We start from the raw sequence: 24,103 nt of genomic DNA, 5'->3' as shown, positions 1-24,103 counted from the left end.
CGTACCCGATAAGCCGGAAGGAATAAGCCGAAGGGACCGCGAAGCGGCGATTTACCGCCGGGAGCCCGGGTCGCCAGGGTGGTGGCGACTGAGCCACCCTGGCACGTTCACCGGTCATGTCGCTACAGAGTAGCAGGGAACATAAAGTGAACGGAATGACCACCCCAGCCGTATGTTCCCCTCACCCTACCCCTCTCCCCAAGGGGCGAGGGGACTGTTCAGTGCATACATTATTTTGTGGGGAACCCTCAGCCCTGTGGGAGAGGGCCGGGGAGAGGGCATCAGGCATTAGCCTTAATCAATGCCCGTTCACTCACTCCACGTTTCATCACTCTATCCAGCACTTCCGCCTCCAGCTCCGCCAGTCTCGCTGACCCCACCCGGCGAGGGCGTGGAATATCCACCATCAGATCCAGCCCGATTTTTCCCTCTTCTATTAACAGCACCCGGTCGGCCATCGCCACGGCTTCGCTGACGTCATGCGTCACCAGCAGCACCGTAAAGCCGTGCGCCTTCCACAGCGATTCAATCAAATCCTGCATCTCGATCCGCGTCAGGGCGTCGAGGGCGCCGAGCGGTTCATCAAGCAGCAGCAGGCCCGGACGATGAATCAGCGCGCGCGCCAGCGCCACGCGCTGCTTCTGTCCTCCCGACAGTGCGGCGGGCCACTCTCCCGCACGATTCTCCAGCCCGACCGCGGCGAGTGCCTGTCGGGCTTCCTCCTGCCAGCTGCCCTTCAGGCCCAGTCCGACGTTATCCATCACCTTTTTCCACGGCAGCAGACGCGCGTCCTGAAACATCATGCGCGTATCATCCTGAATAGTGGCCAGCGGCGTGGTGCCCGCCAGAATGTCGCCGCCGTTGGGGGCTTCCAGCCCGGCTAAAAGACGCAGCAAGGTACTTTTACCGCCACCGCTGCGTCCGACAACGGCCACAAACTGTCCGGCAGGAATATGCAGATCCAGTGCATTCAGTATGGTATTTTCGCCGTAGCGTTTGGTCACGCCGTTCAGCAGTAACGGTGTCCCCTGGTTCAGTCGTGCAGTATTCATGCTTTCGCCTCCTGAGCGGTATAGGCCGGGTTCCAGCGCAGCCAGCTACGTTCCAGCCACTGGGCGCTGACGTCCGCCAGCTTGCCGAGCAGGGCATAAAGGATAATGGCAACCACCACCACGTCCGTTTGCAGGAACTCGCGGGCGTTCATCGCCAGATAACCAATGCCGGAGTTTGCCGAAATGGTTTCCGCCACGATCAGGGTGAGCCACATCAGGCCGAGCGCAAAACGTACGCCGACCATAATGGAGGGCAGGGCGCCCGGCAGGATCACATGGATAAACAGAGCAAAACCCGACAGGCCATAGCTGCGGGCCATCTCAACCAGCCCGCGATCGATATTGCGGATCCCATGCCAGGTATTGATATAAATCGGGAACAACGTCCCCAGCGCCACGAGGAAGATTTTGGCGCTCTCATCAATGCCAAACCACAGGATAACCAGCGGGATCAGCGCCAGATGCGGCACGTTACGCAGCATCTGAACGGAGGTATCCAGCAGCCGCTCGCCCCAGCGGGACAGGCCGCTGATGAGCCCCAGGGTCAGGCCGATGCTGCCGCCAATCGAAAAGCCGATTACGGCGCGCCAGGAGCTGATAGCCAGATGCTGCCACAGCTCACCGCTGGCGCTGAGCGACCAGAACGCTTCCACAACGCCTTCCGGCGAGGGCAAAATGCGGCTCGACAGCCAGCCGGTTGACGACGCCAGCTGCCAGACGAGGACAATGCCGACGGGCAGAAACCACGGCGCGGCGCGCAGCAGCCATTTTTGTGCGATTGCAGACATGGCGGCTCCTTAGCTTTGCGCAACTTTTCTCGGGATAAACGCGTTTGCCACGGCTTCACCCTGCAACTGAAGCTGACGCGGCTGCGGAATTTCCGGGATAGCGACATCCAGATGCGGGAACAGCAGTTCACCCACCTTATACGCCTCTTCCAGATGCGGATAGCCGGAGAGGATAAAGCTGTCGATTCCCAGCTCCGCATATTCATTAATGCGTGCCGCCACGGTTGGACCGTCGCCCACCAGCGCCGTACCGGCGCCGCCGCGCACCAGTCCCACACCGGCCCACAGGTTTGGGCTAATCTCCAGATTCTCGCGCTTGCCGTTGTGCAGGGAGGCCATTCGGTGCTGGCCTACGGAGTCGGTTTTGGCAAAGGCGGCCTGTGCTTTGGCGATGGTGTCGTCGTCCAGATGAGCGATCAGACGGTCTGCGGCTTGCCAGGCCTCGTCGTTGGTTTCGCGTACAATCACATGCAGGCGAATACCGAAGCGTACCTTACGACCGTGTTCTGCGGCTTTAGCGCGTACCTGGGCAATTTTCTCTTTGACCAGCTCCGGCGGCTCGCCCCAGGTCAGATAGAGATCGACCTGCTCGGCCGCCAGCGCCTGCGCCACGTCAGACGATCCGCCGAAATAGAGGGGAGGGCGCGGCTGCTGTACCGGCGGGAAGTAGAGCTTCGCATCGCGAACGTGGATATGTTTTCCTTCGAAGGTAACGGTTTCCCCTTCCAGCAGACGCCGCCAGACGCGGGTGAACTCTGCGGAAGCTTCATAACGCTCGGTATGATCGAGGAAGACGCCGTCGCCCGCCAGCTCCTGCGGATCGCTGCCCGTCACCAGGTTGAACAGCGCGCGTCCGTTAGATAGCCTGTCCAGCGTTGCCGCCTGGCGCGCCGCGACGGTGGGAGACACTACGCTCGGGCGCAAGGCTACCAGGAACTTCAGGCGCTGGGTGACGGGGATCATGGATGCGGCAACCAGCCACGCATCCTCACATGAACGGCCCGTCGGGATCAGCACCCCGGTAAAACCGATGCGATCTGCCGCCTGGGCGATCTGCTGTAGATAGCCGTGTTCGACCGGGCGGGCGCCTTCTTCTGTACCAAGATAGTGTCCATCACCGTGGGTGGGTAAAAACCAGAAAAGATTCAGACTCATGATTTTTTTCCTTCAATGCCAGCGGGTTGCCAGATGCGTTCGCGAATATTCACCTGCTTTGGAACCAGGCGGTTTTGATAAAAGAGATCGGCCGTTTGCTGCTGAAGCGCGGCAACGTGGGCGTTAACCGGCGCAATGGTGGTGGGTGGACGATGGTCAAGATACGTGGCGATCACCGGTTCAGGTAAGCCCATGGTTTTTGCCAGCAACGTGATGCTCTGCTGACGCTGGCTCTGGGTCAGCGCATCGGCCTGGGTAAAGGTATCCAGCACCTGCTGAATAAAGGCGCCATTTTTTTCTGCGTACGGACGTGCCGCCAGGTAGAACGAACCGGTCTGCTTCAGGGTAGTGCCGTCTTTCAGCACCCTTACCCCGCCCTGCAACAGCGCGGCGGAGTAGTAGGGATCCCAGATTGCCCAGGCATCGACGTTCTTTTGCTGAAACGCCGCGCGCGCATCGGCAGGCGTCAGGTATACGGGCTGGATATCGGTGAATTTAAGGCCGGCTTCCTGCAACGCGCGCAGCAGCAGGTTGTGCGAGCTGGAACCTTTCTGGAAAGCAACCTTATGGCCTTTAAGATCGGCGACGCTTTTAATATCGCTGTTTTCCGGTACCAGGATCACCTCTGCCTTCGGCTTGGCGGGCTCAACGCCAACGTAAACCAGATCCGCCCCGGCAGCCTGAGCAAAGATAGGCGGGATATCGCCGGTGCTGCCTAAATCAATACTCCCGACGTTCAGCGCCTCCAGCATCTGTGGTCCGGCAGGAAACTCGACCCAGGAAAAGGTGGTTTCCGGAAAGCGCGTCTCCAGCAGCGCATGGCTTTTCGCCAGCACCATGCTGACGCTGCCTTTCTGATAACCGATACGCAGGCTCTCCGGCGCGGTCTCCGCCGCCTGAGCCAGTGATGCCACTGCCAGTAGTCCTGCCAGCCCGATACGGGTAACGGTTTTAAACATGGGCCACTCCTTGTGATTGATGACTTGCCGCTGCGTGACGATCCCGGCGGTTCAGGGCATGCCAGAAGGTTTCAAGCGCGCCGTCGAGGCGGGTTTGCAGGTTCGGCGTAAAATGCGGTTTATGCTGGTAATCAATCACCTGTGAGTCGTCAGCGAACACGCCATGCAGGATCTCCTGGGCTTTCAGCGCGTTCAGAACCGGCTTAAGGGCATAATCTACCGCCAGCAAATGGGCGACCGTGCCGCCCGTGGCCAGCGGCAGGACGACCTTGCCGTCCAGCGCGCGTTCGGGCAGCAGATCGAGCAGCGTTTTCAGCGCGCCGGAAAAAGAGGCTTTATAAATCGGTGTCGCGACGATCAGCCCGTCAGCACTCTTAAACTGTTCGATCAGGGTTTTCAGCGCCGGGCTGTCGAAACGGGCGTAGAGCAGATCTTCAGGCGCGAAATTGTGTAAATTCCAGTGACACACTTCCACATCCAGAGCATTAAGCTTTTCGCGAGCGTATTCCAGCAGAGCGCTGGAGCGTGAGGGGAAGCGTGGGCTTCCGGCCAGAGTAATGACGCGCATGGTTGCTCCTTATAACTAATTGTTTGCTTTTATCTGACATTCATAACAATTTTCAGGAGTGTGACATTGCGTGGTTATTCCACTAAATGATTTATCCTCAGGATGAATGCTGAAAAATGCATAAGAAGCGTGCCGATAAGTAAACGATTGCGTTTTAAACGGCTTTTTTTGCCACAGGTCAATTCCCTTTCCGGGCGGGATCGCACATAATCCCCTCCCGGTTTGCACACCGGGAATCCAGGAGAGTTCATGTACTACCCCTTCGTTCGTAAAGCCCTTTTCCAGCTCGATCCTGAGCGCGCTCATGAATTTACATTTCAGCAGTTACGCCGTATTACAGGAACGCCTCTGGCCGCGCTGGTGCGTCAAAACGTGCCGGAAAAACCCGTTCAGTGCATGGGCCTGACGTTCAAAAATCCACTGGGCCTGGCGGCCGGTCTGGATAAAAATGGCGAATGCATTGATGCACTCGGTGCGATGGGCTTTGGCTCGATCGAAATCGGGACGGTGACGCCGCGCCCGCAGCCGGGAAATGACAAGCCGCGTCTGTTCCGCCTGGTTGAAGCCGAGGGGCTGATCAACCGCATGGGCTTTAATAACCTTGGCGTCGATCGTCTGGTTGAGAACGTAAAAAAAGCCCATTTTGATGGCGTGCTGGGTATTAATATCGGCAAAAATAAAGACACCCCAGTCGAGCAGGGTAAAGATGACTATCTGATTTGTATGGAAAAAGTCTATGCCTATGCGGGTTATATCGCGGTGAATATATCATCGCCTAACACCCCAGGGCTGCGTTCATTACAATATGGCGAAGCGCTCGACGATCTTCTTAGCGCCATTAAAAATAAACAAACGGCGCTACAGGCGATCCACCATAAATATGTCCCGGTCGCGGTTAAGATCGCCCCGGATCTTTCGGTTGAAGAATTGATCCAGGTTGCCGACAGTTTAGTTCGCCATAATATTGACGGTGTGATTGCGACCAATACAACCCTCGACCGTTCCCTCGTTCAGGGAATGAAAAACTGTGACGAAGCGGGTGGATTAAGCGGACGTCCGGTTCAATTAAAGAGCACTGAAATTATTCGCGCACTGTCTGCGGAATTAAAAGGCCAGCTGCCGATTATTGGCGTGGGCGGCATTGATTCCGTCATTGCTGCACGTGAGAAGATGGCGGCTGGTGCATCACTGGTGCAAATTTATTCCGGCTTTATTTTCAAAGGGCCGCCGTTGATTAAAGAAATCGTCACGCATATCTAATCTTTTCTCTTAATCAGACAACCAGGGCTTTATTTCCAGCCCTGGTTGTTTTATATTCCGTCATTGTTGCTTATTTAGACATTATAGTCTTTTATTACTAGTGTTATAAGCGAAGCGGCAAACAGGACATTTTTAGTACAGGACGTTTTGGGGACGGGAGAGAAACATGCGAATTAAACCTGACGATAACTGGCGCTGGTATTTTTGTGAAGAGCATGACCGCATGATGCTCGACTTAGCCAATGGCATGTTGTTTCGTTCTCGTTTTGCGCGCCGAATGTTAACCCCTGACGCGTTTGCTCCTTCAGGCTTTTGCGTTGACGACGCTGCGCTCTATTTCTCTTTCGAAGAAAAATGCCGAGACTTCGATCTCTCCAAAGAACAGCGCGCTGAACTGGTTTTAAATGCGCTGGTGGCGATCCGTTTCCTGAAACCACAAATGCCGAAAAGCTGGCATTTCCTCGCGCACGGCATGAGCTGGACCCCGGCTACCGGCGATGCGGCAAGCGTCAATCTGAGCGATACCGAAGAAGAGGTGAATTTGCTGGTGGTTGAACCCGGTGAAAACGCCGCGCTCTGCCTGCTGGCCCAACCCGGCGTGACCATTGCCGGGCGAGTGATGCAGTTAGGCGACGCCATAAAAGTAATGAATGACAGGCTGAAGCCACAGCTGCGCGTGGATGCCTTCAGCCTCGAGCAGGCGGTTTAAGCTTCGAGCTGTACGCTCGTTTTTGGCACACAGCTACAGCACAGGATCGTGCCGTCATTGCCAATCGCAGATTTCTTCAGGGCACTCACTTCACCATCGACCAGTTTAATGCGACAGCACCCGCAGATCCCCGCGCGACAGGAATACGGTACGCGGATCCCGGCCTGCTCCAGCTGCTCCAGTAGCACCTGCTGATTATTGCCACGAATGACCTTGCCTTCCCAGTGAATATCCACCGCAGCGGCGACGTTTGTCTCAGGGGCGGCCATTTCATCTTGCTGGCCTGCGCCGTACACTCGTGCAGGCCCGCGAGTCAGAATTTCGACCTCGTCGCCCACGCGGATCACGCCGCTGGAGCGGGGGATCAGGTTCTGGCCGAAGTCGACATCACCGTTATCCTGCGCGGTACGAAATGACTGCAACGTTTTCAGCGGTTCGCCGGAAGGGTGTTTCTGGCCTTTCTCCGGGCTGACGGTGGTGAAAATACAGCGGCTGCACGGCTTCACGACATCAAAAATAACGCTGCCGATGCGGATGACTTTCCAGGTATCTTCATCCCAGGCGTCCGCGCCGGTCACCACCAGATTTGGGCGGAACTGCTCCATCTGCACGCTGGCTTTGCAGCGGCGCTGTAAGTCGCGCAGCGAGGCCTCGCTGGTCAGCAGGAAGGGAAATCCATCCGCGAAGGAGAGGGGAACCGCGTCGTGGCGTTTTACGCGACGGGTCAGCGCGGGTCCAACCCAGCGCAGCTGAACGTCGCGGGAGAAAAAGCCGCTCAGCCACTGGTTTATAGCGTCCGGCGCGATGCGCGCGGTAAAATGATTCCCCCACACTTCCGTTGGCGCATCGACGGGCGCAAAATCAGCAAAGCGGACAACCACGCTTGAGCCGTCCGGCGCGGTCAAATGCAAACCGTCATGAAGCGGGGAAGGGGTAAAGCGAACCATCTGCGGGAACTGGCGCGCGGTGATGAACGTACCGTCAGGCTCGGTGACCATAAAAATGCGATCGAAGGCGAAGCCGCTCATATCGGCCAGCGCGTGGGTCACGCCGATGCCGCGCATGGATTTCACCGGATGAATAAAAAGCCTGGATAACGTCGCCACTGCACACTCCCGCTAAAGAAATAAGCCTTCAACTTTATGACATACACGCCATATTAGCTATAATGCGCGACAATTTTCTATGAGTAAAAGTGACGATATGAATTCTCTGTTTGCCAGTACGGCCCGTGGGCTGGAAGAGCTGTTAAAAACTGAACTGGAAGGCCTGGGCGCGAAAGAGTGCCAGGTGGTTCAGGGTGGTGTCCATTTTGAGGGCGACACGCGGCTTATTTACCAGAGCCTGATGTGGAGCCGTCTGGCGTCGCGCATCATGCTGCCGATGAAAGAGTGCAAGGTCTACAGCGATCTTGATCTCTACACCGGCGTACAGATGATCGACTGGACAGAGATCTTCACGCCGGATGCCACCTTTGCGGTGCATTTCAACGGCGTCAACGACGAGATCCGCAACAGCCAGTACGGTGCCCTGCGCGTCAAAGACGCCATTGTGGACTGCTTCACGCGTCGTAATAAAGAACGTCCGAACGTTGACCGTGAAAACCCGGATCTGCGCATCAACGTCTGGCTTAACGGCGACACGGCGAGCATCTCCCTGGATCTGAGCGGGGCGGGCCTGCATCTGCGAGGCTACCGCGATCGCACCGGCATGGCGCCAATCAAAGAGACCCTGGCCGCCGCGATCGTGATGCGCTCCGGCTGGCAGCCAGGTACGCCGCTGCTCGATCCGATGTGCGGTTCCGGTACGCTGCTGATTGAGGCCGCGATGCTGGCCACCGATCGTGCGCCAGGGCTGCATCGTGGACAGTGGGGCTTCAAAGGCTGGGCGCAGCACGATGAAGCCATCTGGAAAGAGGTTAAAGACGACGCGCAGACCCGCGCGCGTAAGGGGCTGGCGGAGTACACGTCTCGCTTTTACGGTTCGGACAGCGACGCGCGGGTAATTGAGCGCGCGCGCAGCAACGCCCGTCGTGCGGGTATCGGTGAGCTGGTGACCTTTGACGTTAAGGATGTGGCGAACCTGACCAATCCGCTGCCAAAAGGCCCGTACGGTACCGTTATCAGCAACCCGCCGTACGGTGAGCGTCTGGGCAGCGAGCCGGCGCTGATTGCCCTGCACAGCCTGCTGGGGCGCAACATGAAGGCGCATTTCGGCGGCTGGAATCTTTCTCTGTTTAGCGCCTCGCCGGAACTGCTGAGCTGCCTGCAACTGCGTGCAGATCGCCAGTTCAAGGCGAAAAACGGCCCGCTGGACTGCGTGCAGAAAAACTACCATCTGGCAGAGATTGCGGCGGACAGCAAACCGTCCGGCGTGGCGGAAGACTACGCCAACCGCCTGCGCAAGAATCTGAAGAAATTTGAGAAGTGGGCGAAGCAGGAAGGCATTGAATGTTATCGCCTGTACGACGCTGATCTGCCGGAATACAATGTGGCAGTTGACCGCTATGCGGACTGGGTGGTGGTTCAGGAATACGCTCCGCCGAAAACCATCGATGCGCAAAAAGCGCGTCAGCGTATGCTGGACGTGATTGCGGCCACCATCGCCGTGCTCGGCATTTCGCCAAACAAGCTGGTGCTGAAAACCCGCGAGCGTCAGAAAGGCAAAAACCAGTATCAGAAGATGGGCGAGAAGGGCGACTTCATCGAAGTGGGCGAATATAACGCTCGCCTGTGGGTAAACCTGACCGACTACCTCGATACCGGCCTGTTCCTTGACCACCGTATTGCCCGCCGTATGCTGGGCCAGATGAGCAAGGGCAAAGACTTCCTGAACCTGTTCTCCTACACCGGCAGCGCCAGCGTTCATGCGGGGCTTGGCGGGGCGCGTAGCACCACCACGGTAGATATGTCCCGTACCTATCTGGAGTGGGCAGAGCGCAACCTGCGACTTAACGGCTTAACCGGTCGGCAGCATCGTCTGCTACAGGCCGACGTGCTGGGCTGGCTGCGTGACACCGATGAGCAGTTCGATCTGATCTTCATCGATCCGCCAACCTTCTCTAACTCCAAGCGTATGGAGGATAGCTTTGATGTTCAACGCGATCACCTGCGCCTGATGACCGACCTGAAACGTCTGCTGCGTAAAGGCGGCACCATTATGTTCTCGAACAACAAGCGCGGATTCCGCATGGATCACGACGGCCTGGCCGAACTGGGACTGAAAGCACAAGAAATCAGCCAAAAAACGCTGTCTCAGGACTTTGCCCGTAACCGTCAAATTCATAACTGCTGGCTGATCTCCGCGGTCTGAAAGGAAAAATAAATGTCTTTAATTAGTATGCATGGCGCGTGGCTCTCGTTCAGCGACGCACCGCTTCTCGATAATGCAGAGCTGCATATCGAAGATAACGAGCGCGTCTGTCTGGTGGGCCGTAACGGCGCGGGTAAATCGACGCTGATGAAAATCCTCAACCGTGAGCAGGGGCTGGATGATGGCCGTATTGTTTACGAGCAGGATCTGATCGTCTCTCGCCTGCAACAGGATCCGCCGCGTAACGTTACCGGCAGCGTGTACGATTTCGTGGCCGAAGGGATTTCAGAGCAGGCGGAATACCTCAAGCGCTACCACGAGATTTCGCATCTGGTGATGACCGATCCAAGCGACAAGAATCTCAACGAGCTGGCAAAAGTGCAGGAGATGCTCGATCACCACGGCCTGTGGCAGCTGGAAAACCGCATTAACGAAGTGCTGGCTCAGCTTGGCCTGGAAGCGGATATGGAGCTGTCGGCGCTCTCCGGCGGCTGGCTGCGTAAAGCCGCGCTGGGACGTGCCCTGGTGAGCGGGCCTAAGGTGCTGCTGCTGGACGAGCCGACGAACCACCTGGATATCGAAGCGATTGACTGGCTGGAAGGGTTCCTGAAAACCTTTAACGGCACCATTATCTTCATCTCCCACGACCGTTCGTTCATCCGCAACATGGCCACGCGCATTGTCGACCTCGACCGCGGCAAGCTGGTGACCTATCCGGGCGATTACGATACCTATCTGCTGGAAAAAGAAGAGAACCTGCGCGTTGAAGAGCTGCAAAACGCCGAATTCGACCGCAAGCTGGCGCAGGAAGAGGTCTGGATCCGTCAGGGCATCAAGGCGCGTCGTACGCGTAACGAAGGCCGCGTTCGTGCCCTGAAGGCGATGCGCCGCGAACGTAGCGAACGCCGCGAAGTCATGGGCAGCGCCAAAATGCAGGTGGAAGAGGCGTCCCGCTCGGGCAAGATTGTCTTCGAAATGGAGAACGTCAACTATTCGGTTGACGGCAAAGTGCTGGTGAACGATTTCTCCGCTCAGGTTCAGCGCGGCGACAAAATTGCGCTTATCGGTCCAAACGGCTGCGGCAAAACCACGCTGTTGAAGCTGATGCTGGGCCAGTTGCAGGCCGACAGCGGTCGCATTCACTGCGGTACCAAACTGGAAGTGGCGTACTTCGACCAGCACCGCGCAGAGCTGGATCCGGACCGTACGGTGATGGATAACCTCGCAGAAGGGAAACAGGAGGTGATGGTTAACGGCAAGCCGCGTCACGTGCTGGGCTACCTTCAGGACTTCCTGTTCCATCCGAAACGCGCCCTGACGCCTGTGCGCGCGCTGTCCGGCGGTGAGCGTAACCGTCTTTTGCTGGCGCGCCTGTTCCTGAAACCCAGTAACTTACTGATTCTCGATGAACCGACGAACGATCTGGATGTCGAAACGCTGGAACTGCTGGAAGAGTTGATTGATGGTTATCAGGGAACCGTAATGCTGGTCAGCCACGATCGTCAGTTTGTCGATAACACCGTCACCGAGTGCTGGATCTTCGAAGGTGAAGGACGCATCGGACAATATGTGGGCGGCTATCATGACGCGCGTGGTCAGCAAGCGCAGTCGCTGGTGCAAAAACAGGCGAAGACTAAAAATGTCGCCGAACCTGCTGTTGCAAAAGCAGAAAGTGCCAAAAAATCTCCAGCTAAAATGAGCTATAACTTGCAGCGCGAGCTGGAAGGGCTGCCGCAGCGTCTGGAAGAACTGGAAGCGGCGCTGGAAGCACTGCAAATTCAGGTCGCGGATGCGTCATTCTTTACGCAGCCTCACGACTATACTCAGAAAGTATTGGCTGAACTCTCCCAGGCCGAGCAGGCGCTGGAAGAAGCTTTTGAGCGCTGGGAGTACCTTGAGTCTCTGAAAAACGGCGCATAACAGGGATAATCTATGTGTGACCAGCACCGTGCCGATCGGCATATATTATGCTCGCAATGCGATATGCTCGTGGCGTTGCCAGAGCTTGGTCACGGACATAAGGCTGCCTGCCCGCGCTGCGGAGCTACGCTGACGACCGAATGGGACGCGCCAAGGCAGCGTCCTACGGCTTACGCGCTGGCAGCCCTGTTCATGTTACTGCTCTCCAATCTCTTCCCTTTCATCTCTATGAAAGTGGGCGGGATGACAAGCCAGGTGGATTTACTGGAAATTCCAGGCGTGATGTTCTCGGAAGATTACGCCAGCCTTGGCACCTTCTTTCTTCTGTTCGTTCAGATAGTCCCGGCTTTTTGCCTGGTCGTCATTCTTTTGCTGGTCAACCGCGTCAGGATGCCTACCGCCCTTAAAATTAAACTCGCGCGGATCCTGTTCCAGCTGAAAAGCTGGGGGATGGCAGAAATTTTTCTGGCAGGTATCCTCGTCAGCTTCGTGAAACTGATGGCCTACGGCGACGTGGGGATTGGCAGCAGCTTTATTCCGTGGTGTCTGTATTGCGTGCTGCAACTGCGCGCGTTCCAGTGCGTGGACCGACGCTGGGCCTGGGACGATATCGCCCCGGCCCCGACGCTCTCGCGGACGGTAAAGGTGGGCGTACCGGGTATTCGTCAGGGGCTTCGCTCCTGCTCCTGCTGCACCGCCGTGCTGCCAGCGGAGGTCGAGGTGTGCCCGCGCTGTGAAACAAAAGGTCACGTCCGGCGTAAAAATAGCCTGCAATGGACCATGGCGCTGCTGGTGACCTCCATCATGCTCTATCTGCCCGCCAATATATTGCCAATCATGATCACCGATCTGCTTGGCGACAGAATGCCCTCGACCATCCTTGCCGGGGTCATTTTGCTGTGGAGCGAGGGATCATACCCTGTTGCAGGGGTCATATTTCTCGCCAGTATTATGGTCCCGACCTTGAAGATGATTGCTATTGCCTGGCTTTGCTGGGATGCGAAAGGGCACGGTAAGCGTGACAGTGAGCGTATGCATCTGATTTATGAGGTCGTGGAATTTGTTGGTCGCTGGTCGATGATTGACGTGTTCGTGATTGCGGTTCTCTCTGCGCTGGTGCGTATGGGAGGGCTGATGAGTATTTATCCCGCTATGGGAGCGCTGATGTTTGCGTTGGTCGTCATTATGACCATGTTTGCGGCCATGACCTTCGACCCTCGTTTATCGTGGGATCGTGAGCCCGATTCAAGCCATGAGGAAGAGTAAGAGCATGGAAAATAAGAGTGGAGAGGCTAAAGTGCAGAAGGTCAGAAATTGGTCGCCGGTGTGGATTTTCCCCATCGTGACCGCGCTGATCGGTGCATGGATCCTGTTTTATCATTACAGCCATCAGGGACCGGAAGTGACGCTCATCACCACCAATGCAGAGGGGATTGAGGGCGGGAAAACCACCATCAAGAGCCGCAGCGTGGATGTGGGCGTCGTCGAAAGCGCGACCCTGACGGATGATTTAACCCATGTTGAAATCAAGGCCCGCCTGAATGCCGGCATGGAAAAACTGCTTCATGAAGATTCCGTTTTTTGGGTGGTGAAACCTCAGGTCGGAAGAGAAGGCATCAGCGGTTTAGGGACGTTGCTTTCAGGGGCTTACATTGAACTCCAGCCCGGCAGCAAAGGTACCCAGCCAGCAGACTATCAGCTGCTGGATTCACCGCCGCTTGCGCCGCCGGATGCAAAAGGGATCCGCGTTATTCTGGACAGCAAAAAAGCGGGTCAGCTCTCGCCGGGCGATCCGGTGCTGTTCCGTGGGTATCGCGTCGGTTCGGTTGAAACAAGCACCTTCGATCCACAAAAACGGACCATCAGCTATCAGCTTTTTATCAATGCGCCTAATGACCGCCTGGTGACCAGCAACGTTCGCTTCTGGAAAGACAGCGGGATCGCGGTGGATCTGACCTCTGCGGGGATGCGCGTTGAAATGGGCTCGCTCACCACGCTGTTTGGCGGGGGCGTCAGTTTCGACGTGCCGGAAGGCATGGATCTCGGACAACCGGTGGCGGAGAAAACCGCCTTCAGGCTGTTTGACGATCAAAAAAGTATCCAGGATGCGCTCTATACCGATCACATTGACTACCTGATGTTCTTTAAGGACTCCGTACGCGGCTTGCAGCCAGGGGCGCCAGTCGAGTTCCGCGGTATCCGTCTGGGGACTGTCGGACAAGTGCCTTACTTTGTTCCGGGTCTTAAGCAGATGCTTGATGATGATTATCGTATTCCGGTGCTGATCCGCATTGAACCTGAGCGTTTGATTAACCAGATAGGTGAGGATCAGGATATCGGGGAGCATATCAGCGACCTGCTGAACCGCGGGCTGCGCGGCTCGCTGAAAACCGGCAACCTGGTGACAGGGGCGCTGTATGTGGATATGGACTTCTATCCTAAAGCGCCTGCTATGACGGGTATCCGTGAATTTGGCGGCTACAAAATCATTCCTACGGTCAGCAGTGGTCTGGCGCAGATCCAACAGCGTCTGATGGAAACGCTGGATAAGATTAATAATCTGCCGTTGAATCCTATGCTTGAAGCCGCGACGGGTTCACTGCATCAGAGCCAGGCGACGATGCAACGTCTGCAAACCACGCTGGATAATATCAACAAGATTACTGCTAACCAGTCCATGCAGCAGCTGCCGCAGGATATGCAGAAAACCTTGCGCGAGCTGAACCGCAGCATGCAGGGCTTCCAGCCGGGCTCGGCGGCCTACAACAAGATGGTGGCGGATATGCAACGTCTTGATCAGGTTTTACGCGAGCTACAGCCCGTTCTGAAAACGCTCAATGAAAAGAGCAACGCGCTGGTGTTTGAAGCGAAAGATAAAAAGGATCCTGAGCCTAAGAGGGCGAAACAATGAAAAAATGGCTAATCGTCGTGGGCGCACTGGTATTAACGGCCTGTAGCTCCGGAAGCGACAACAAAAGCTACTACCAGCTGCCGCTAAGCGCGCAGCCGGGTGCGCAGAGCAGCACCTCGCAGGGCAGTCGTCTGCTGTGGGTTGAACAGGTTGCCGTGCCGGATTATCTGGCGGGCAACGGGGTGGTCTACCAGACCAGCGATGTGCAGTACGTTATCGCCAACAATAACCTGTGGGCCAGCCCGCTGGATCAGCAGCTTCGCAATACGCTGGTGGCGAACCTGAGCAGCCAGCTTCCTGGTTGGGTAGTCGCCTCACAGCCTCTGGGAAGCGATCAGGACACGCTGAATGTTAACGTGACGGGGTTCCACGGCCGCTATGACGGCGCCGTGGTTATCAGCGGAGAGTGGCTGTTGAATCACCAGGGCCAGCTGATTAAGCGTCCTTTCCATCTGGAGCTTAAGCAGCAGAAAGATGGCTATGACGAAATGGTGAAAGTGCTGGCACAGGGATGGGCACAGGAGTCGGCGGCCATTGCCAGAGAGATTTCCCGTCTGCCATAAGTAAAATTCATCGACAAAAGCCGCACTCAGCGACGCGCTGATGGCGGCTTTTTTTTCGTTTTGCGTTCAGGCTGTTACTTGTGCCGCATCACATTTTTTGTACAAACGATCTTCCATGTAGCTCACAAATATGACACCCGTATGAATTTTGAACGTTGACGCTGAAGCTGATTCGGGGTATTCGTTAACTGTGCTTGCACATATTGCAACCACTGTTTTCTTTCCACCAGACAAAAGAATGAGGGAAACGAGGCATGAAGAGACAGAAACGAGATCGCCTGGAAAGGGCTCATCAACGTGGTTATCAGGCTGGCATCGCCGGACGTTCTAAAGAAATGTGTCCCTATCAGGCCCTGAATCAAAGGTCCCAATGGCTAGGGGGCTGGCGAGAAGCCATCGGAGACAGGGCAGTACTTGCCTGATACCGTCTCTTTAAAAAGAAACCTCCGCAATGCGGAGGTTTCGCCTTTCTGGGAGGCGCTAAAAGCCGTTATCAGAAAGCAGAGGTATCCTGGAACAGACCCACTTTCAGGTCGTTTGCGGTATAGATCAGACGACCATCTACCAGCACTTCGCCATCCGCCAGGCCCATGATCAGACGGCGGTTAACGATACGTTTGAAGTGGATGCGGTAGGTGACTTTCTTCGCGGTAGGCAGAACCTGACCGGTAAATTTCACTTCGCCTACGCCCAGCGCGCGGCCTTTGCCTTCACCGCCAAGCCAGCCCAGATAAAAGCCTACCAGCTGCCACATAGCATCGAGGCCGAGGCAGCCAGGCATTACCGGATCGCCAATAAAGTGGCAACCGAAGAACCACAGGTCCGGGTTGATATCGAGTTCTGCTTCTACGTAACCCTTATCAAAGTTGCCGCCGGTTTCGGTCATTTTCACGACACGGTCCATCATCAGCATATTTGGGGCTGGTAACTGCGGGCCTTTCGCGCCAAACAGTTCACCGCGACCAGAGGCAAGAAGGTCTTCTTTCGTATAGGATTCGCGTTTATCTACCATGTTCTCAGTAAGCCTTATTTTAGTGAAGCACGCAGGATAGCTAACACGTGTACGCTGAACAAGTCCGATCAGTTTGAACTAAACCAACTTAACCAGCGCAACGGCCATGGATAACGATGACGAGCATCCTGCTGTGTCGCCTGAGCTATACGTTCCTGAATGGTCTGCATCAGGGTTGTCTGGCCTTCGCCGTCCCAGACCAGGTTCGTCAGTAAGGGTAGTGCATCCTCAACGCCTTCGATGGCCCAGACGGTGAATTGTTCCTGCTCTACCGCATCCAGAATCGCCTGGCTCAGGCTCAAATGGCGAGCGTTAGGTGCCGGAATAATCACGCCCTGTTTGCCGTTTAAACCGCGCTGCTGGCAGATAGCAAAGAACCCTTCGATTTTCTCATTCAGTCCGCCCACCGGTTGGGCACGACCAAACTGATCCACGGATCCGGTAATCGCAATGTTCTGGTTAATCGGCACGTCTGCAAGCGCGCTGATCACGGCGCACAGCTCCGCCATGGAGGCGCTGTCGCCGTCGACTTCGCTGTAGGACTGCTCAAAGGTCAACGAGGCAGAGAAGGGGAGCTGCTGCTCGAGCTGGAGTTCAGACATCAGGAATGCCTGCATGATCATCATGCCTTTAGCATGAATATTTCCGCCCAGTTCCGCCTTGCGTTCAATATCGGTAAATTCGCCGTCACCAATGTGCACCACACAGCTGATGCGGGAAGGCTCGCCGAAGGCGCGCGGGTGTCCTGGGAACTCGATGACGGATAAGGCGTTAATTTGCCCGATACGTTCGCCCTCGGTCTCCACCAGAATCTGTTCCAGCAGAATTTCATCCTGCATACGGTCAGCAAGATAGCCTTCGCGCCATTCGCGCTGGGCAAGCATCTGGCTAAGCTGCTCACCGGTAAACGTACCGTTGCCGCTGATTACGCCAACTTCACGCAGCTGTTTACCGATCCAGAGCGGGCAGAGCGGCAGGGTTTCCTGATCGCCAGTGTAGCGTACGGCCTCGCGGATTAAGCCAGGCCACGCATCGCTGGCAGGCGAGGGCAGCGCAAAACGTTCCGCCACGGCCATCACCCACTGGCACCACTGCGCCATGTCATCGGCATCAGCAATCTGAATATTGTCTTCAAATTCGCTGTAGACAGCCTGCTCCGCAAGTTCTGGCTCCATTTCCTGGAAGTCCGCCAGCGATTCGCGATCGCCCGTCAGCACGACGGTCAGCGACAGCGGCATAGACGGGATGGAGACCGGCAGAGGACGTGAATCGTCGTAGCCTACCCAGTCAAAACGTTGCTGCGTCACTACCGTTTTCAGGCGCATCCACAGCAGCGGCTGCGCAAGCAGCGTACGCAGGGAAATGAGCAGCACGCCGCCGTTCGCGCGGTGTACCAGCCCGGGTTGCAGTGACACCTCGCCATTGAATTGACGAAGGCAGCCGAACAGCTGTTCGGCTTCCGCCCAGCTGGCAGTAATCACTTCGCCTTTGGCAGCGAACAGCCCGTCGGCCTGTGCGGCGGGTTCGAACGTCACGTCACGCCCGGCAATATGATACTGACCACCAAAAACGGCGTTCGTTTTTGGCTGCAACTGGCGCATGGCATCACCGAGAAGCGTCAAATACTCGGCTTCTTCCGGGGCTTTGAGCAGCATGAAGGGAGATGTGGCCCATGGGGATGACATCTGCTCCAGCGCATAATGCAAACGCGGTTGTGTCTCGCTAAGTATGTATTCGTGTTCTTTTGTGAGGTCTGGCTGTGTAAACAGTTCCTGATAGCTTTCGGTATCCGGAACAAGGTCACGCCATGCAAGTTTCGTAATGGTCAAAGTTGATGTTTTTTAGTCAGAAGTAAAACCGTGGAGTATACCGTAAGCGGCGCACTCTGCCCAATCAGGATTGGGGTTTTCATCATGCGGTTTGCCGCAGCGTTTCACAGGATATGATTTCTTTTCAGCAGATTGCCAAAAAACTGATATTCTGAACTGAGTTACACGGTAACACTGAGATCGCAATGAAATATCAACAACTGGAAAACCTCGAAAGCGGCTGGAAATGGAAGTACCTGGTCAAAAAGCACCGTGAAGGGGAGCTGATCACCTGCTACATCGAAGCCAGCGCGGCACAAGAAGCTGTGGATATGTTGCTGACCCTCGAAAACGAACCGGTACAGGTCAACGGCTGGATCGAGAAACATATTAATCCGGCCTTGTTGAACCGGATGAAGCAAACTATCCGCGCTCGTCGTAAACGGCATTTCAATGCCGAGCATCAGCACACCCGTAAGAAATCTATCGACCTGGAGTTTATGGTCTGGCAGCGTCTGGCCGGGCTTGCGCAACGGCGCGGGAAAACTTTGTCGGAAACGGTGGTGCAGCTGATTGAAGATGCCGAGCATAAAGAGAAGTATGCCAGCCAGATGTCGACGCTGAAGAACGATTTGCAGGCACTACTGGGTAAAAAATAACGTTTTTGCTTTTGTTCAGATAATAAAAAACCCCGCATGGCGGGGTTTTTTTATAAGACGATAACTTATGCCGCAGGCTGAGTTACAACGTCTTTGATACCTTTAACTTCGATCTCTACGCGACGATCTGGTGCCAGGCAGTCGATCAGTGCAGCGCGTGGTTTCACGTTGTCACAGGTAGAACCGGTAACTGGGTTAGATTCGCCCATACCACGTGGGGAGATCTTGTTAGCTGGGATACCTTTAGATACCAGGTAATCAACTACAGACTGAGCACGTTTCTCAGACAGACCCTGGTTGTAAGCGTCAGAACCGATACGGTCGGTGAAGCCCAGAACCACTACAGAACCGTCTTTAGGATCCAGGTTGCTCAGCTGGGTGTACAGCTGATCCAGTGCCTGCTGACCTTCTGGTTTCAGGGTAGCTTTGTTGAAGTTGAACAGAACGTCAGACTTCAGAGTGAAGTGCTTGGTCTGTACTTCTGGAGCTGGAGCCGGCGCTGGAGCTACGACTGGCGCATCTTCCTGCTGACCGAAACGGTAAGAAACACCAACGCTCAGCATGCCGTTGTCTGGACGAACGCCAACGGTAGCACCGTCACCGATGTTGTTAACCCACTGGTATTCCAGACGGGTAGCGATGTCGCGGGTCATTGCCCACTCAACGCCGCCAGCGAATACTGGGGAAACGCCAGTGTCGTGGTCGTCACCAGCGATGCTGTTGCTGGAGTCTGCACGCCATACCATGCCGCCCAGACGGGTGTACACGTCCAGATCGTCAGTCACTGGGTAACCCAGTTTAGCGGTCAGCTGAACGCCTTGAGCTTTGAAAGCGCCATTTACGTTGTCGCCTTTGTACGGCATACGACCTAACCAGTCGTAACCCATTTCAAAGCCAACATACGGGTTAACCTGATAGCCACCGAACGCACCTGCACCCAGCTGGCTCTCGTGAGTAGGGCCATCGTTGTTCAGGCTGCTGTTGTACCAACCGGTGTCATGGAACTGAGACCAGCCCAGTTTACCACCTGCATACCAGGTATTATCTTTCGGAGCGGCCTGCGCTACGGTAGCGAAGCCAGCCAGTGCCACTGCAATCGCGATAGCTGTCTTTTTCATTTTTTGCGCCTCGTTATCATCCAAAATTTGCCATGAATATCTCCATCGGAGAAATCACGGTTAAATCCTTCACCGGGGGGCGTGGTCAAATATAAACCTACCGATATCTTCGGCTTAGGCCGAGCACCCCTGGCGATGTAAAGTCTACAACGTAGCTGAAAACTTACAAGTGTGAAGTCCGTCAGGCATATGAAAAAAAAAGTTCCGTATACCTAATATTTAACATTTTTTGAACGATTTTTGTGCAGTAAAATTAACGAGAACCGCGTCAGACAAGCCTTGCCGCAGTTTTGGCGCATTGAACTTTTTTTGCATACTGCGGTCGAAAAAAATTCCAGGAAAACTCTTAAAATGACTCAATGGTACACATTTGAGTGAATTTTTAGCCCGGGATGTTGTCCTCTGCGATAGGAATCTTCACGAACCGGCCGCATGATGAACCCCATCGCGTTACCTTCTTCAGCAGCTTCAGTCAGACGCAAATGTTCCTCTTGCGACAGATCTTCAGGTAACCATCCAATCACGACGCTATAGTTCCCGGTACGTAATGCCCGAACCATCGACTCAACCGTATCGCAAGGGGAGAGTTGGTTGATCTGCATTACCTTCGCCAACGGCAGACCCGCCGACTGAACCCATTCACGACTTAGTTTCTGCTGTGGCGTCAGCCAGAGCTGCCAGCGAGACTGTTGGCCGAGCTGCTGCAAAAGCGGCAAGAGTAACAGTTGTGTTAACAGCGGCTGGTCTTCACGGTAAACCACTTCACTGATAAGCCCTGTCGATACACGCCCGATAGAATTCTGCGCAACATTGCCTGCGGCAGAAGTAGAAGGTGTTAAGTGATTTGCATAGCCTGAAGTGTACATGTTCATTCCAGCCCTGTAGTTACTGTATGGATATACAGTAACCCCTGTGTGCATAAAGATCAACCTCATTTTCGGAAAGCGACTCGCAAATTTCATCCATTCCCGGTGAACCTGAAAAAATCATCTTGCCCAACGGCAATAAGTTGCCTATTTTCCTGCTAACGGATCCGTTAGTAAGAAATATCGTGTTTACTGTATGATTTTAAATGGAATTATCATGAAAAAGATATCCTATGAGCGGATTTATCAATCGCAGGAATACCTCTCTCCGCTGGGTGAAATTCACCATCGAGCCCTGTTTGGCGGTTATACCCTGGCCGTGGATGAAGCGGTGTTTGCAATGGTGTCTGACGGTGAGCTTTATCTTCGCGCCTGTGAGCAGAGTGCAAAATACTGTGTAAAAAATGCCTCCTCTTTTCTGACGCTGATGAAACGAGGACGTCCTGTTCTGCTTAATTACTATCGTGTGGATGAGGGGCTTTGGCAAAACAGGGAAAAGTTGCTTCAGCTCTCCTCGTTTGCGCTCGATGCTGCCAGGAAAGAGCGCTACCAGCGCCATCAGCGTAACCGGCTAAAAGACCTGCCAAACCTGACTTTTCAGATTGAGGTCCTGCTGATGGAAGCGGGTATCACCAATGAAGAGACGCTACGACAGCTGGGTGCGAAGACGAGCTGGCTGAAAATGCGCTCCAGAAATAAGGCGCTGAGCATCCGGGTTTTGTTCGCGCTTGAAGGCGCCATCGAAGGGCTTCACGAAGCGGCACTCCCGGCGGATATTCGCCGGGAGCTTACGGAGTGGTTTAATGCGCTGCCTGAGTCGCAGGGGCATCATTCCGCCAGGTAGCAATCTGCTGTCGCAGTCGACAAATTTCCGGCAGCAAAGCGATAAGCAGGCCAATTTGCTGTAGGACCAGCGGAGCTTTGTTGTCGGTGCCCGGATCCAGGTGTGCAATACGCTGCACCAGTTCATCCAGTGCCTGGTGCACCCGCGGCTCATCCGCAGGTTGATGATGAAGCGCATCATCAACGTAGCAAACGGCATCGTCCAGCAGCGCCAGGATCCCCGGATTGGTCAGTTTCTCACGGTGGGCGCCCAGGGTAGAGATATAGCTCGTAAACGTGTGGTTCAGGCACAGCAGCCGGAAGGCCGTTTCGCGAATTTCTGCCGTGGCGCGCGGCTCTGTTGACATATTAGAGACGACTGAAGCCAGCTCTGCGTCAGTATTATGCGCATCGCGGCGGGCAATGCGATAGGCCAGACGGTTATCGCGACCCTGATGGTACTGCTCAAGAATGGCGTCCAGATAGCGGCAGTTAGCATTCATTGCTCTGTCGGAGACGCGCGGTAAATTTCGAAAACGCCAGTCAGGCCAGATGAAGCTCACCGCTGCCCAGGCAATGGCGCAGCCGATTAGCGTGTCGATCACGCGGGGGAGGGCCACTTCAAACCCTTCCCCCAGCAAATTGAAGCAGAGCAGCACCAGCAACGTGATGAACATTGTGGCGTGAGCGTACTGCACATTGCGGAAGGCGAAGAACAACACGCCGGTGATCACAATAAGGATAAGCTGTCCTTCTACGGAAGGCACAAAATAGAGCACCGGCAGCCCGATGGCGACCCCGACTAACGTCCCGACAATACGCAGCGCGAGTCGATGGCGGGTAGCGTTATAGTTCGGCTGGCAGACGAACAGGCTGGTCAGCAGGATCCAGTATCCGTGATGCAGCCCTGTTATCTGGATAAACGCATAGCCCACGCACAGCACCAGCGACATCCTCACCGCATGGCGAAAGAGTGCGGAATCCGGCGTAAAATGACGGCTCAGGCGCAGCCAGATATCGCTGAAGCCGTTCAGACTGTCATCCGCAAGCCGGTTGTCAGCATCGTTGGCCGGCATCGCCATCGCCTGTTCAGACTCAATGGTGGCCAGCTGGGCATCAATGGCTCGCAGGTTGTTGAGCAGGAATCCCAGGGCTTTGAACTGTTCCGGCGAGGTTCCGCTGGCTTGAACGCGATCGAGCGCCGCATCCAGGTGACTGAACGCGCGCTCAAAGCGAGGATCATGCTGATAGGGCGTGCGCAGCAGTATTGAGCGCGCAAGCTGCTGGCAGGCCTGAGACTGCATCGACAGCAGGCGCTGGAAGCGAAACATCACGTCGCTGTAGCGGAATTTCTCGCGCAGATCAGCGTACTGCACATGCGAGGAGCTGGCGCGCTCGTGAATATCCTGAGCGACAAAGTAGTAGTGGAGGGTGCGTCGGGTACCGCGCTGACCGCGATCGCCGCGCAGACGGGTGAGCAGAGACGCTTTGGTCTGGTTCAGCGTAGCGACCAGTTGGCCATTTGCCAGCGCCAGATCGTACAGCGGCGCCTGGCTATCCTCTTCGATATCCGGATCGAACAGCCGCGACTTCAGCTCCAGATAGTGGGCCAGCTGTTCATAGCTGCGGGCAAGGTTGTCCTGCAAGGCACGGACCGGAAAAATAAGATGCCCGGTTAAGGTCAGCAGGTTATACCAGATAGCACCCAACAGCAGCAGGAGTGGCTGCTGATACCACTGATCGTAAAGGGAAACCCCCAGCATGGTGTAAATGGCAATCAGCAGGGCGCCGAACGCGATAGTGGCGTAGCGTTGTCCAAGGCCGCCGAGCAAAATGAAGCCGCTGGTCGACACCGTCAGCCCTAAGGCAAACAGCCAGGGCCAGGGGAAAAGCAGCTCCACGGAGGCGGAGGCAATAAAGAAGCAGACCAGGGTGATGACCAGGTTACGCAAACGTCCGGCCAGGCGGTCGTCGAGATCGGCCAGCGCGCCGGCCACCACCCCAAGCGTGAGGGGAATGGTGAGCTTAACGTCATTCAGCCACCACGGCAGCGCCACGGTGCCGCAGAGAGCGATAAAGATCCTGACGTTATACAGCCAGTTACTGTTCCACGTATAGCGACGAATCAGGGGGCTTAGCATGAGAGCGGCCAGTCCTTATTACTGAAAACGACGACGGGCATTGGCTTCACGCGCGGCTTGCGCCACTTCGACCGGGACAACGCGGCGTCCAACCGGCCACAGGGCGATGGTGGCAATCTTGAAATTAGCGATGCCAACCGGAATGCCAATAATCGTAATGCACTGGGCGATACCGGCGAAGATATGCATCAGACACAGCCACCAGCCAAAGAAGATCAGCCACAGAATATTCAGCAGCGTGCCGCCGGTATTCATCAGGGCATTTTTTCTTTCCGGCTCCAGCTCATCCACGTGTACGGCTTCATTTCCATAAGGAACGAGGGACAGTTTGGTGATTTCCCAGCAGGAGCGCGTCAGCGGAAGCGTAAAGATGAGCACAATGCTCACCAGGGTGGCGAAAAGCCAGGAAAGGGTGGTGGCAAAACCGCCAAGGACAAAATTCAACACATTCAGAACGGTACGCATAAACCCTCATTTCCT

Annotated in this window: 22 protein-coding genes; 10 read left to right on the top strand and 12 right to left on the bottom strand. The window is 55.5% G+C overall.

From position 1 onward, the window contains the following. Positions 1-281: 281 nt before the first annotated feature. Genes ssuB through ssuE form a run of 5 tightly spaced genes read right to left on the bottom strand, consistent with a single transcriptional unit; the run spans position 282 to position 4,522 of the window. Positions 282-1,052 (bottom strand): aliphatic sulfonates ABC transporter ATP-binding protein, encoded by a 771-nt coding sequence (gene ssuB / locus IM267_RS05580; protein WP_193032971.1) that lies wholly within the window; start codon positions 1,050-1,052, stop codon positions 282-284. Further along, positions 1,049-1,840 (bottom strand): aliphatic sulfonate ABC transporter permease SsuC, encoded by a 792-nt coding sequence (ssuC, locus tag IM267_RS05575; RefSeq protein WP_193032970.1) that lies wholly within the window; start codon positions 1,838-1,840, stop codon positions 1,049-1,051. The genes ssuB and ssuC overlap by 4 nt, the downstream gene beginning before the upstream one ends. Before the next feature lie 9 nt (positions 1,841-1,849). Next, the gene (gene ssuD, locus IM267_RS05570) at positions 1,850-2,995 is read right to left on the bottom strand and encodes an FMNH2-dependent alkanesulfonate monooxygenase (RefSeq protein WP_193032969.1); all 1,146 of its coding nucleotides are present in this window, start codon (positions 2,993-2,995) and stop codon (positions 1,850-1,852) included. After that, positions 2,992-3,954, bottom strand: a complete 963-nt coding sequence (locus IM267_RS05565) for a sulfonate ABC transporter substrate-binding protein (protein ID WP_063866294.1) — start codon at positions 3,952-3,954, stop codon at positions 2,992-2,994. The genes ssuD and IM267_RS05565 overlap by 4 nt, the downstream gene beginning before the upstream one ends. Then, on the bottom strand, positions 3,947-4,522 hold the full coding sequence (gene ssuE, locus IM267_RS05560) for an NADPH-dependent FMN reductase (RefSeq protein ID WP_063449145.1): 576 nt from the start codon (positions 4,520-4,522) through the stop codon (positions 3,947-3,949). The genes IM267_RS05565 and ssuE overlap by 8 nt, the downstream gene beginning before the upstream one ends. A gap of 249 nt (positions 4,523-4,771) precedes the next feature. Between ssuE and pyrD the strand changes: the two genes are divergently transcribed. Further along, on the top strand, positions 4,772-5,782 hold the full coding sequence (gene pyrD / locus IM267_RS05555; protein ID WP_063866295.1) for a quinone-dependent dihydroorotate dehydrogenase: 1,011 nt from the start codon (positions 4,772-4,774) through the stop codon (positions 5,780-5,782). A 166-nt stretch (positions 5,783-5,948) separates the two neighbouring features. Further along, positions 5,949-6,491, top strand: coding sequence for a cell division protein ZapC (zapC, locus tag IM267_RS05550; RefSeq protein WP_063866297.1), 543 nt, complete (start codon positions 5,949-5,951; stop codon positions 6,489-6,491). On the opposite strand, the gene IM267_RS05545 is transcribed toward zapC, so the two are convergent. Further along, positions 6,488-7,597, bottom strand: a complete 1,110-nt coding sequence (locus IM267_RS05545; protein ID WP_112792839.1) for a YcbX family protein — start codon at positions 7,595-7,597, stop codon at positions 6,488-6,490. The genes zapC and IM267_RS05545 overlap by 4 nt on opposite strands. A gap of 97 nt (positions 7,598-7,694) precedes the next feature. Between IM267_RS05545 and rlmKL the strand changes: the two genes are divergently transcribed. From rlmKL to rmf, 6 genes are all read left to right on the top strand, one after another. Next, on the top strand, positions 7,695-9,803 hold the full coding sequence (gene rlmKL, locus IM267_RS05540; protein WP_063449458.1) for a bifunctional 23S rRNA (guanine(2069)-N(7))-methyltransferase RlmK/23S rRNA (guanine(2445)-N(2))-methyltransferase RlmL: 2,109 nt from the start codon (positions 7,695-7,697) through the stop codon (positions 9,801-9,803). Positions 9,804-9,815: 12 nt separating this feature from the next. Further along, positions 9,816-11,723, top strand: a complete 1,908-nt coding sequence (locus IM267_RS05535; protein WP_193032968.1) for an ABC transporter ATP-binding protein — start codon at positions 9,816-9,818, stop codon at positions 11,721-11,723. 12 nt (positions 11,724-11,735) lie between these two features. After that, complete coding sequence (pqiA, locus tag IM267_RS05530; protein ID WP_063866300.1) at positions 11,736-12,989, top strand: membrane integrity-associated transporter subunit PqiA; 1,254 nt, start codon at positions 11,736-11,738, stop codon at positions 12,987-12,989. Positions 12,990-12,993: 4 nt separating this feature from the next. Further along, on the top strand, positions 12,994-14,634 hold the full coding sequence (gene pqiB, locus IM267_RS05525) for an intermembrane transport protein PqiB (RefSeq protein ID WP_063866301.1): 1,641 nt from the start codon (positions 12,994-12,996) through the stop codon (positions 14,632-14,634). After that, complete coding sequence (gene pqiC / locus IM267_RS05520; protein ID WP_193032967.1) at positions 14,631-15,197, top strand: membrane integrity-associated transporter subunit PqiC; 567 nt, start codon at positions 14,631-14,633, stop codon at positions 15,195-15,197. The genes pqiB and pqiC overlap by 4 nt, the downstream gene beginning before the upstream one ends. Positions 15,198-15,451: 254 nt before the next feature. Beyond that, on the top strand, positions 15,452-15,619 hold the full coding sequence (gene rmf, locus IM267_RS05515) for a ribosome modulation factor (protein ID WP_003858162.1): 168 nt from the start codon (positions 15,452-15,454) through the stop codon (positions 15,617-15,619). Between the two features lie 71 nt (positions 15,620-15,690). On the opposite strand, the gene fabA is transcribed toward rmf, so the two are convergent. Then, on the bottom strand, positions 15,691-16,209 hold the full coding sequence (gene fabA, locus IM267_RS05510) for a bifunctional 3-hydroxydecanoyl-ACP dehydratase/trans-2-decenoyl-ACP isomerase (RefSeq protein WP_000227926.1): 519 nt from the start codon (positions 16,207-16,209) through the stop codon (positions 15,691-15,693). A 68-nt stretch (positions 16,210-16,277) separates the two neighbouring features. Further along, the gene (locus IM267_RS05505) at positions 16,278-18,038 is read right to left on the bottom strand and encodes a Lon protease family protein (protein ID WP_193032966.1); all 1,761 of its coding nucleotides are present in this window, start codon (positions 18,036-18,038) and stop codon (positions 16,278-16,280) included. Between the two features lie 185 nt (positions 18,039-18,223). Here IM267_RS05505 and matP point away from each other — a divergent pair, with 185 nt between their 5' ends. Then, positions 18,224-18,676, top strand: coding sequence for a macrodomain Ter protein MatP (matP, locus tag IM267_RS05500; protein WP_006809347.1), 453 nt, complete (start codon positions 18,224-18,226; stop codon positions 18,674-18,676). 65 nt (positions 18,677-18,741) lie between these two features. On the opposite strand, the gene ompA is transcribed toward matP, so the two are convergent. Next, a complete protein-coding gene (gene ompA / locus IM267_RS05495) occupies positions 18,742-19,794 on the bottom strand; it encodes a porin OmpA (RefSeq protein ID WP_017694761.1) in 1,053 nt (350 codons plus the stop codon). A 356-nt stretch (positions 19,795-20,150) separates the two neighbouring features. Beyond that, positions 20,151-20,660 carry an SOS-induced cell division inhibitor SulA gene (gene sulA / locus IM267_RS05490; protein WP_063449135.1) on the bottom strand — a complete coding sequence of 170 codons (510 nt, stop codon included), beginning with the start codon at positions 20,658-20,660 and terminating at the stop codon, positions 20,151-20,153. A 217-nt stretch (positions 20,661-20,877) separates the two neighbouring features. On the opposite strand from sulA, the gene IM267_RS05485 reads away from it, so the two are divergent. Continuing rightward, on the top strand, positions 20,878-21,504 hold the full coding sequence (locus IM267_RS05485) for a TfoX/Sxy family DNA transformation protein (protein ID WP_063449134.1): 627 nt from the start codon (positions 20,878-20,880) through the stop codon (positions 21,502-21,504). Here IM267_RS05485 and yccS read toward each other — a convergent pair. Together yccS and IM267_RS05475 are read right to left on the bottom strand one after the other, a co-directional pair. Beyond that, positions 21,461-23,623 carry a YccS family putative transporter gene (gene yccS, locus IM267_RS05480; protein WP_063866303.1) on the bottom strand — a complete coding sequence of 721 codons (2,163 nt, stop codon included), beginning with the start codon at positions 23,621-23,623 and terminating at the stop codon, positions 21,461-21,463. The genes IM267_RS05485 and yccS overlap by 44 nt on opposite strands. Before the next feature lie 18 nt (positions 23,624-23,641). Then, a complete protein-coding gene (locus IM267_RS05475) occupies positions 23,642-24,088 on the bottom strand; it encodes a YccF domain-containing protein (protein WP_003858149.1) in 447 nt (148 codons plus the stop codon). Between the last annotated feature and the right edge of the window lie 15 nt (positions 24,089-24,103).

The organism is Enterobacter cloacae complex sp. P15RS (genome assembly GCF_014895905.1).
GTDB classification, from domain to species: domain Bacteria; phylum Pseudomonadota; class Gammaproteobacteria; order Enterobacterales; family Enterobacteriaceae; genus Enterobacter; species Enterobacter quasihormaechei.
The sequence above is the reverse complement of the archived record's forward strand: the minus strand, read 5'-3'. Positions and strand labels throughout refer to the sequence as shown.

Coding starts and splice junctions, on each gene's coding strand:
- ssuB (WP_193032971.1), bottom strand. CDS start 1,052: ATGAATACTGCACGACTGAACCAGGGGACACCGTTACTGCTGAACGGC.
- ssuC (WP_193032970.1), bottom strand. CDS start 1,840: ATGTCTGCAATCGCACAAAAATGGCTGCTGCGCGCCGCGCCGTGGTTT.
- ssuD (WP_193032969.1), bottom strand. CDS start 2,995: ATGAGTCTGAATCTTTTCTGGTTTTTACCCACCCACGGTGATGGACAC.
- IM267_RS05565 (WP_063866294.1), bottom strand. CDS start 3,954: ATGTTTAAAACCGTTACCCGTATCGGGCTGGCAGGACTACTGGCAGTG.
- ssuE (WP_063449145.1), bottom strand. CDS start 4,522: ATGCGCGTCATTACTCTGGCCGGAAGCCCACGCTTCCCCTCACGCTCC.
- pyrD (WP_063866295.1), top strand. CDS start 4,772: ATGTACTACCCCTTCGTTCGTAAAGCCCTTTTCCAGCTCGATCCTGAG.
- zapC (WP_063866297.1), top strand. CDS start 5,949: ATGCGAATTAAACCTGACGATAACTGGCGCTGGTATTTTTGTGAAGAG.
- rlmKL (WP_063449458.1), top strand. CDS start 7,695: ATGAATTCTCTGTTTGCCAGTACGGCCCGTGGGCTGGAAGAGCTGTTA.
- IM267_RS05535 (WP_193032968.1), top strand. CDS start 9,816: ATGTCTTTAATTAGTATGCATGGCGCGTGGCTCTCGTTCAGCGACGCA.
- pqiA (WP_063866300.1), top strand. CDS start 11,736: ATGTGTGACCAGCACCGTGCCGATCGGCATATATTATGCTCGCAATGC.
- pqiB (WP_063866301.1), top strand. CDS start 12,994: ATGGAAAATAAGAGTGGAGAGGCTAAAGTGCAGAAGGTCAGAAATTGG.
- pqiC (WP_193032967.1), top strand. CDS start 14,631: ATGAAAAAATGGCTAATCGTCGTGGGCGCACTGGTATTAACGGCCTGT.
- rmf (WP_003858162.1), top strand. CDS start 15,452: ATGAAGAGACAGAAACGAGATCGCCTGGAAAGGGCTCATCAACGTGGT.
- fabA (WP_000227926.1), bottom strand. CDS start 16,209: ATGGTAGATAAACGCGAATCCTATACGAAAGAAGACCTTCTTGCCTCT.
- matP (WP_006809347.1), top strand. CDS start 18,224: ATGAAATATCAACAACTGGAAAACCTCGAAAGCGGCTGGAAATGGAAG.
- ompA (WP_017694761.1), bottom strand. CDS start 19,794: ATGAAAAAGACAGCTATCGCGATTGCAGTGGCACTGGCTGGCTTCGCT.
- sulA (WP_063449135.1), bottom strand. CDS start 20,660: ATGTACACTTCAGGCTATGCAAATCACTTAACACCTTCTACTTCTGCC.
- IM267_RS05485 (WP_063449134.1), top strand. CDS start 20,878: ATGAAAAAGATATCCTATGAGCGGATTTATCAATCGCAGGAATACCTC.
- yccS (WP_063866303.1), bottom strand. CDS start 23,623: ATGCTAAGCCCCCTGATTCGTCGCTATACGTGGAACAGTAACTGGCTG.
- IM267_RS05475 (WP_003858149.1), bottom strand. CDS start 24,088: ATGCGTACCGTTCTGAATGTGTTGAATTTTGTCCTTGGCGGTTTTGCC.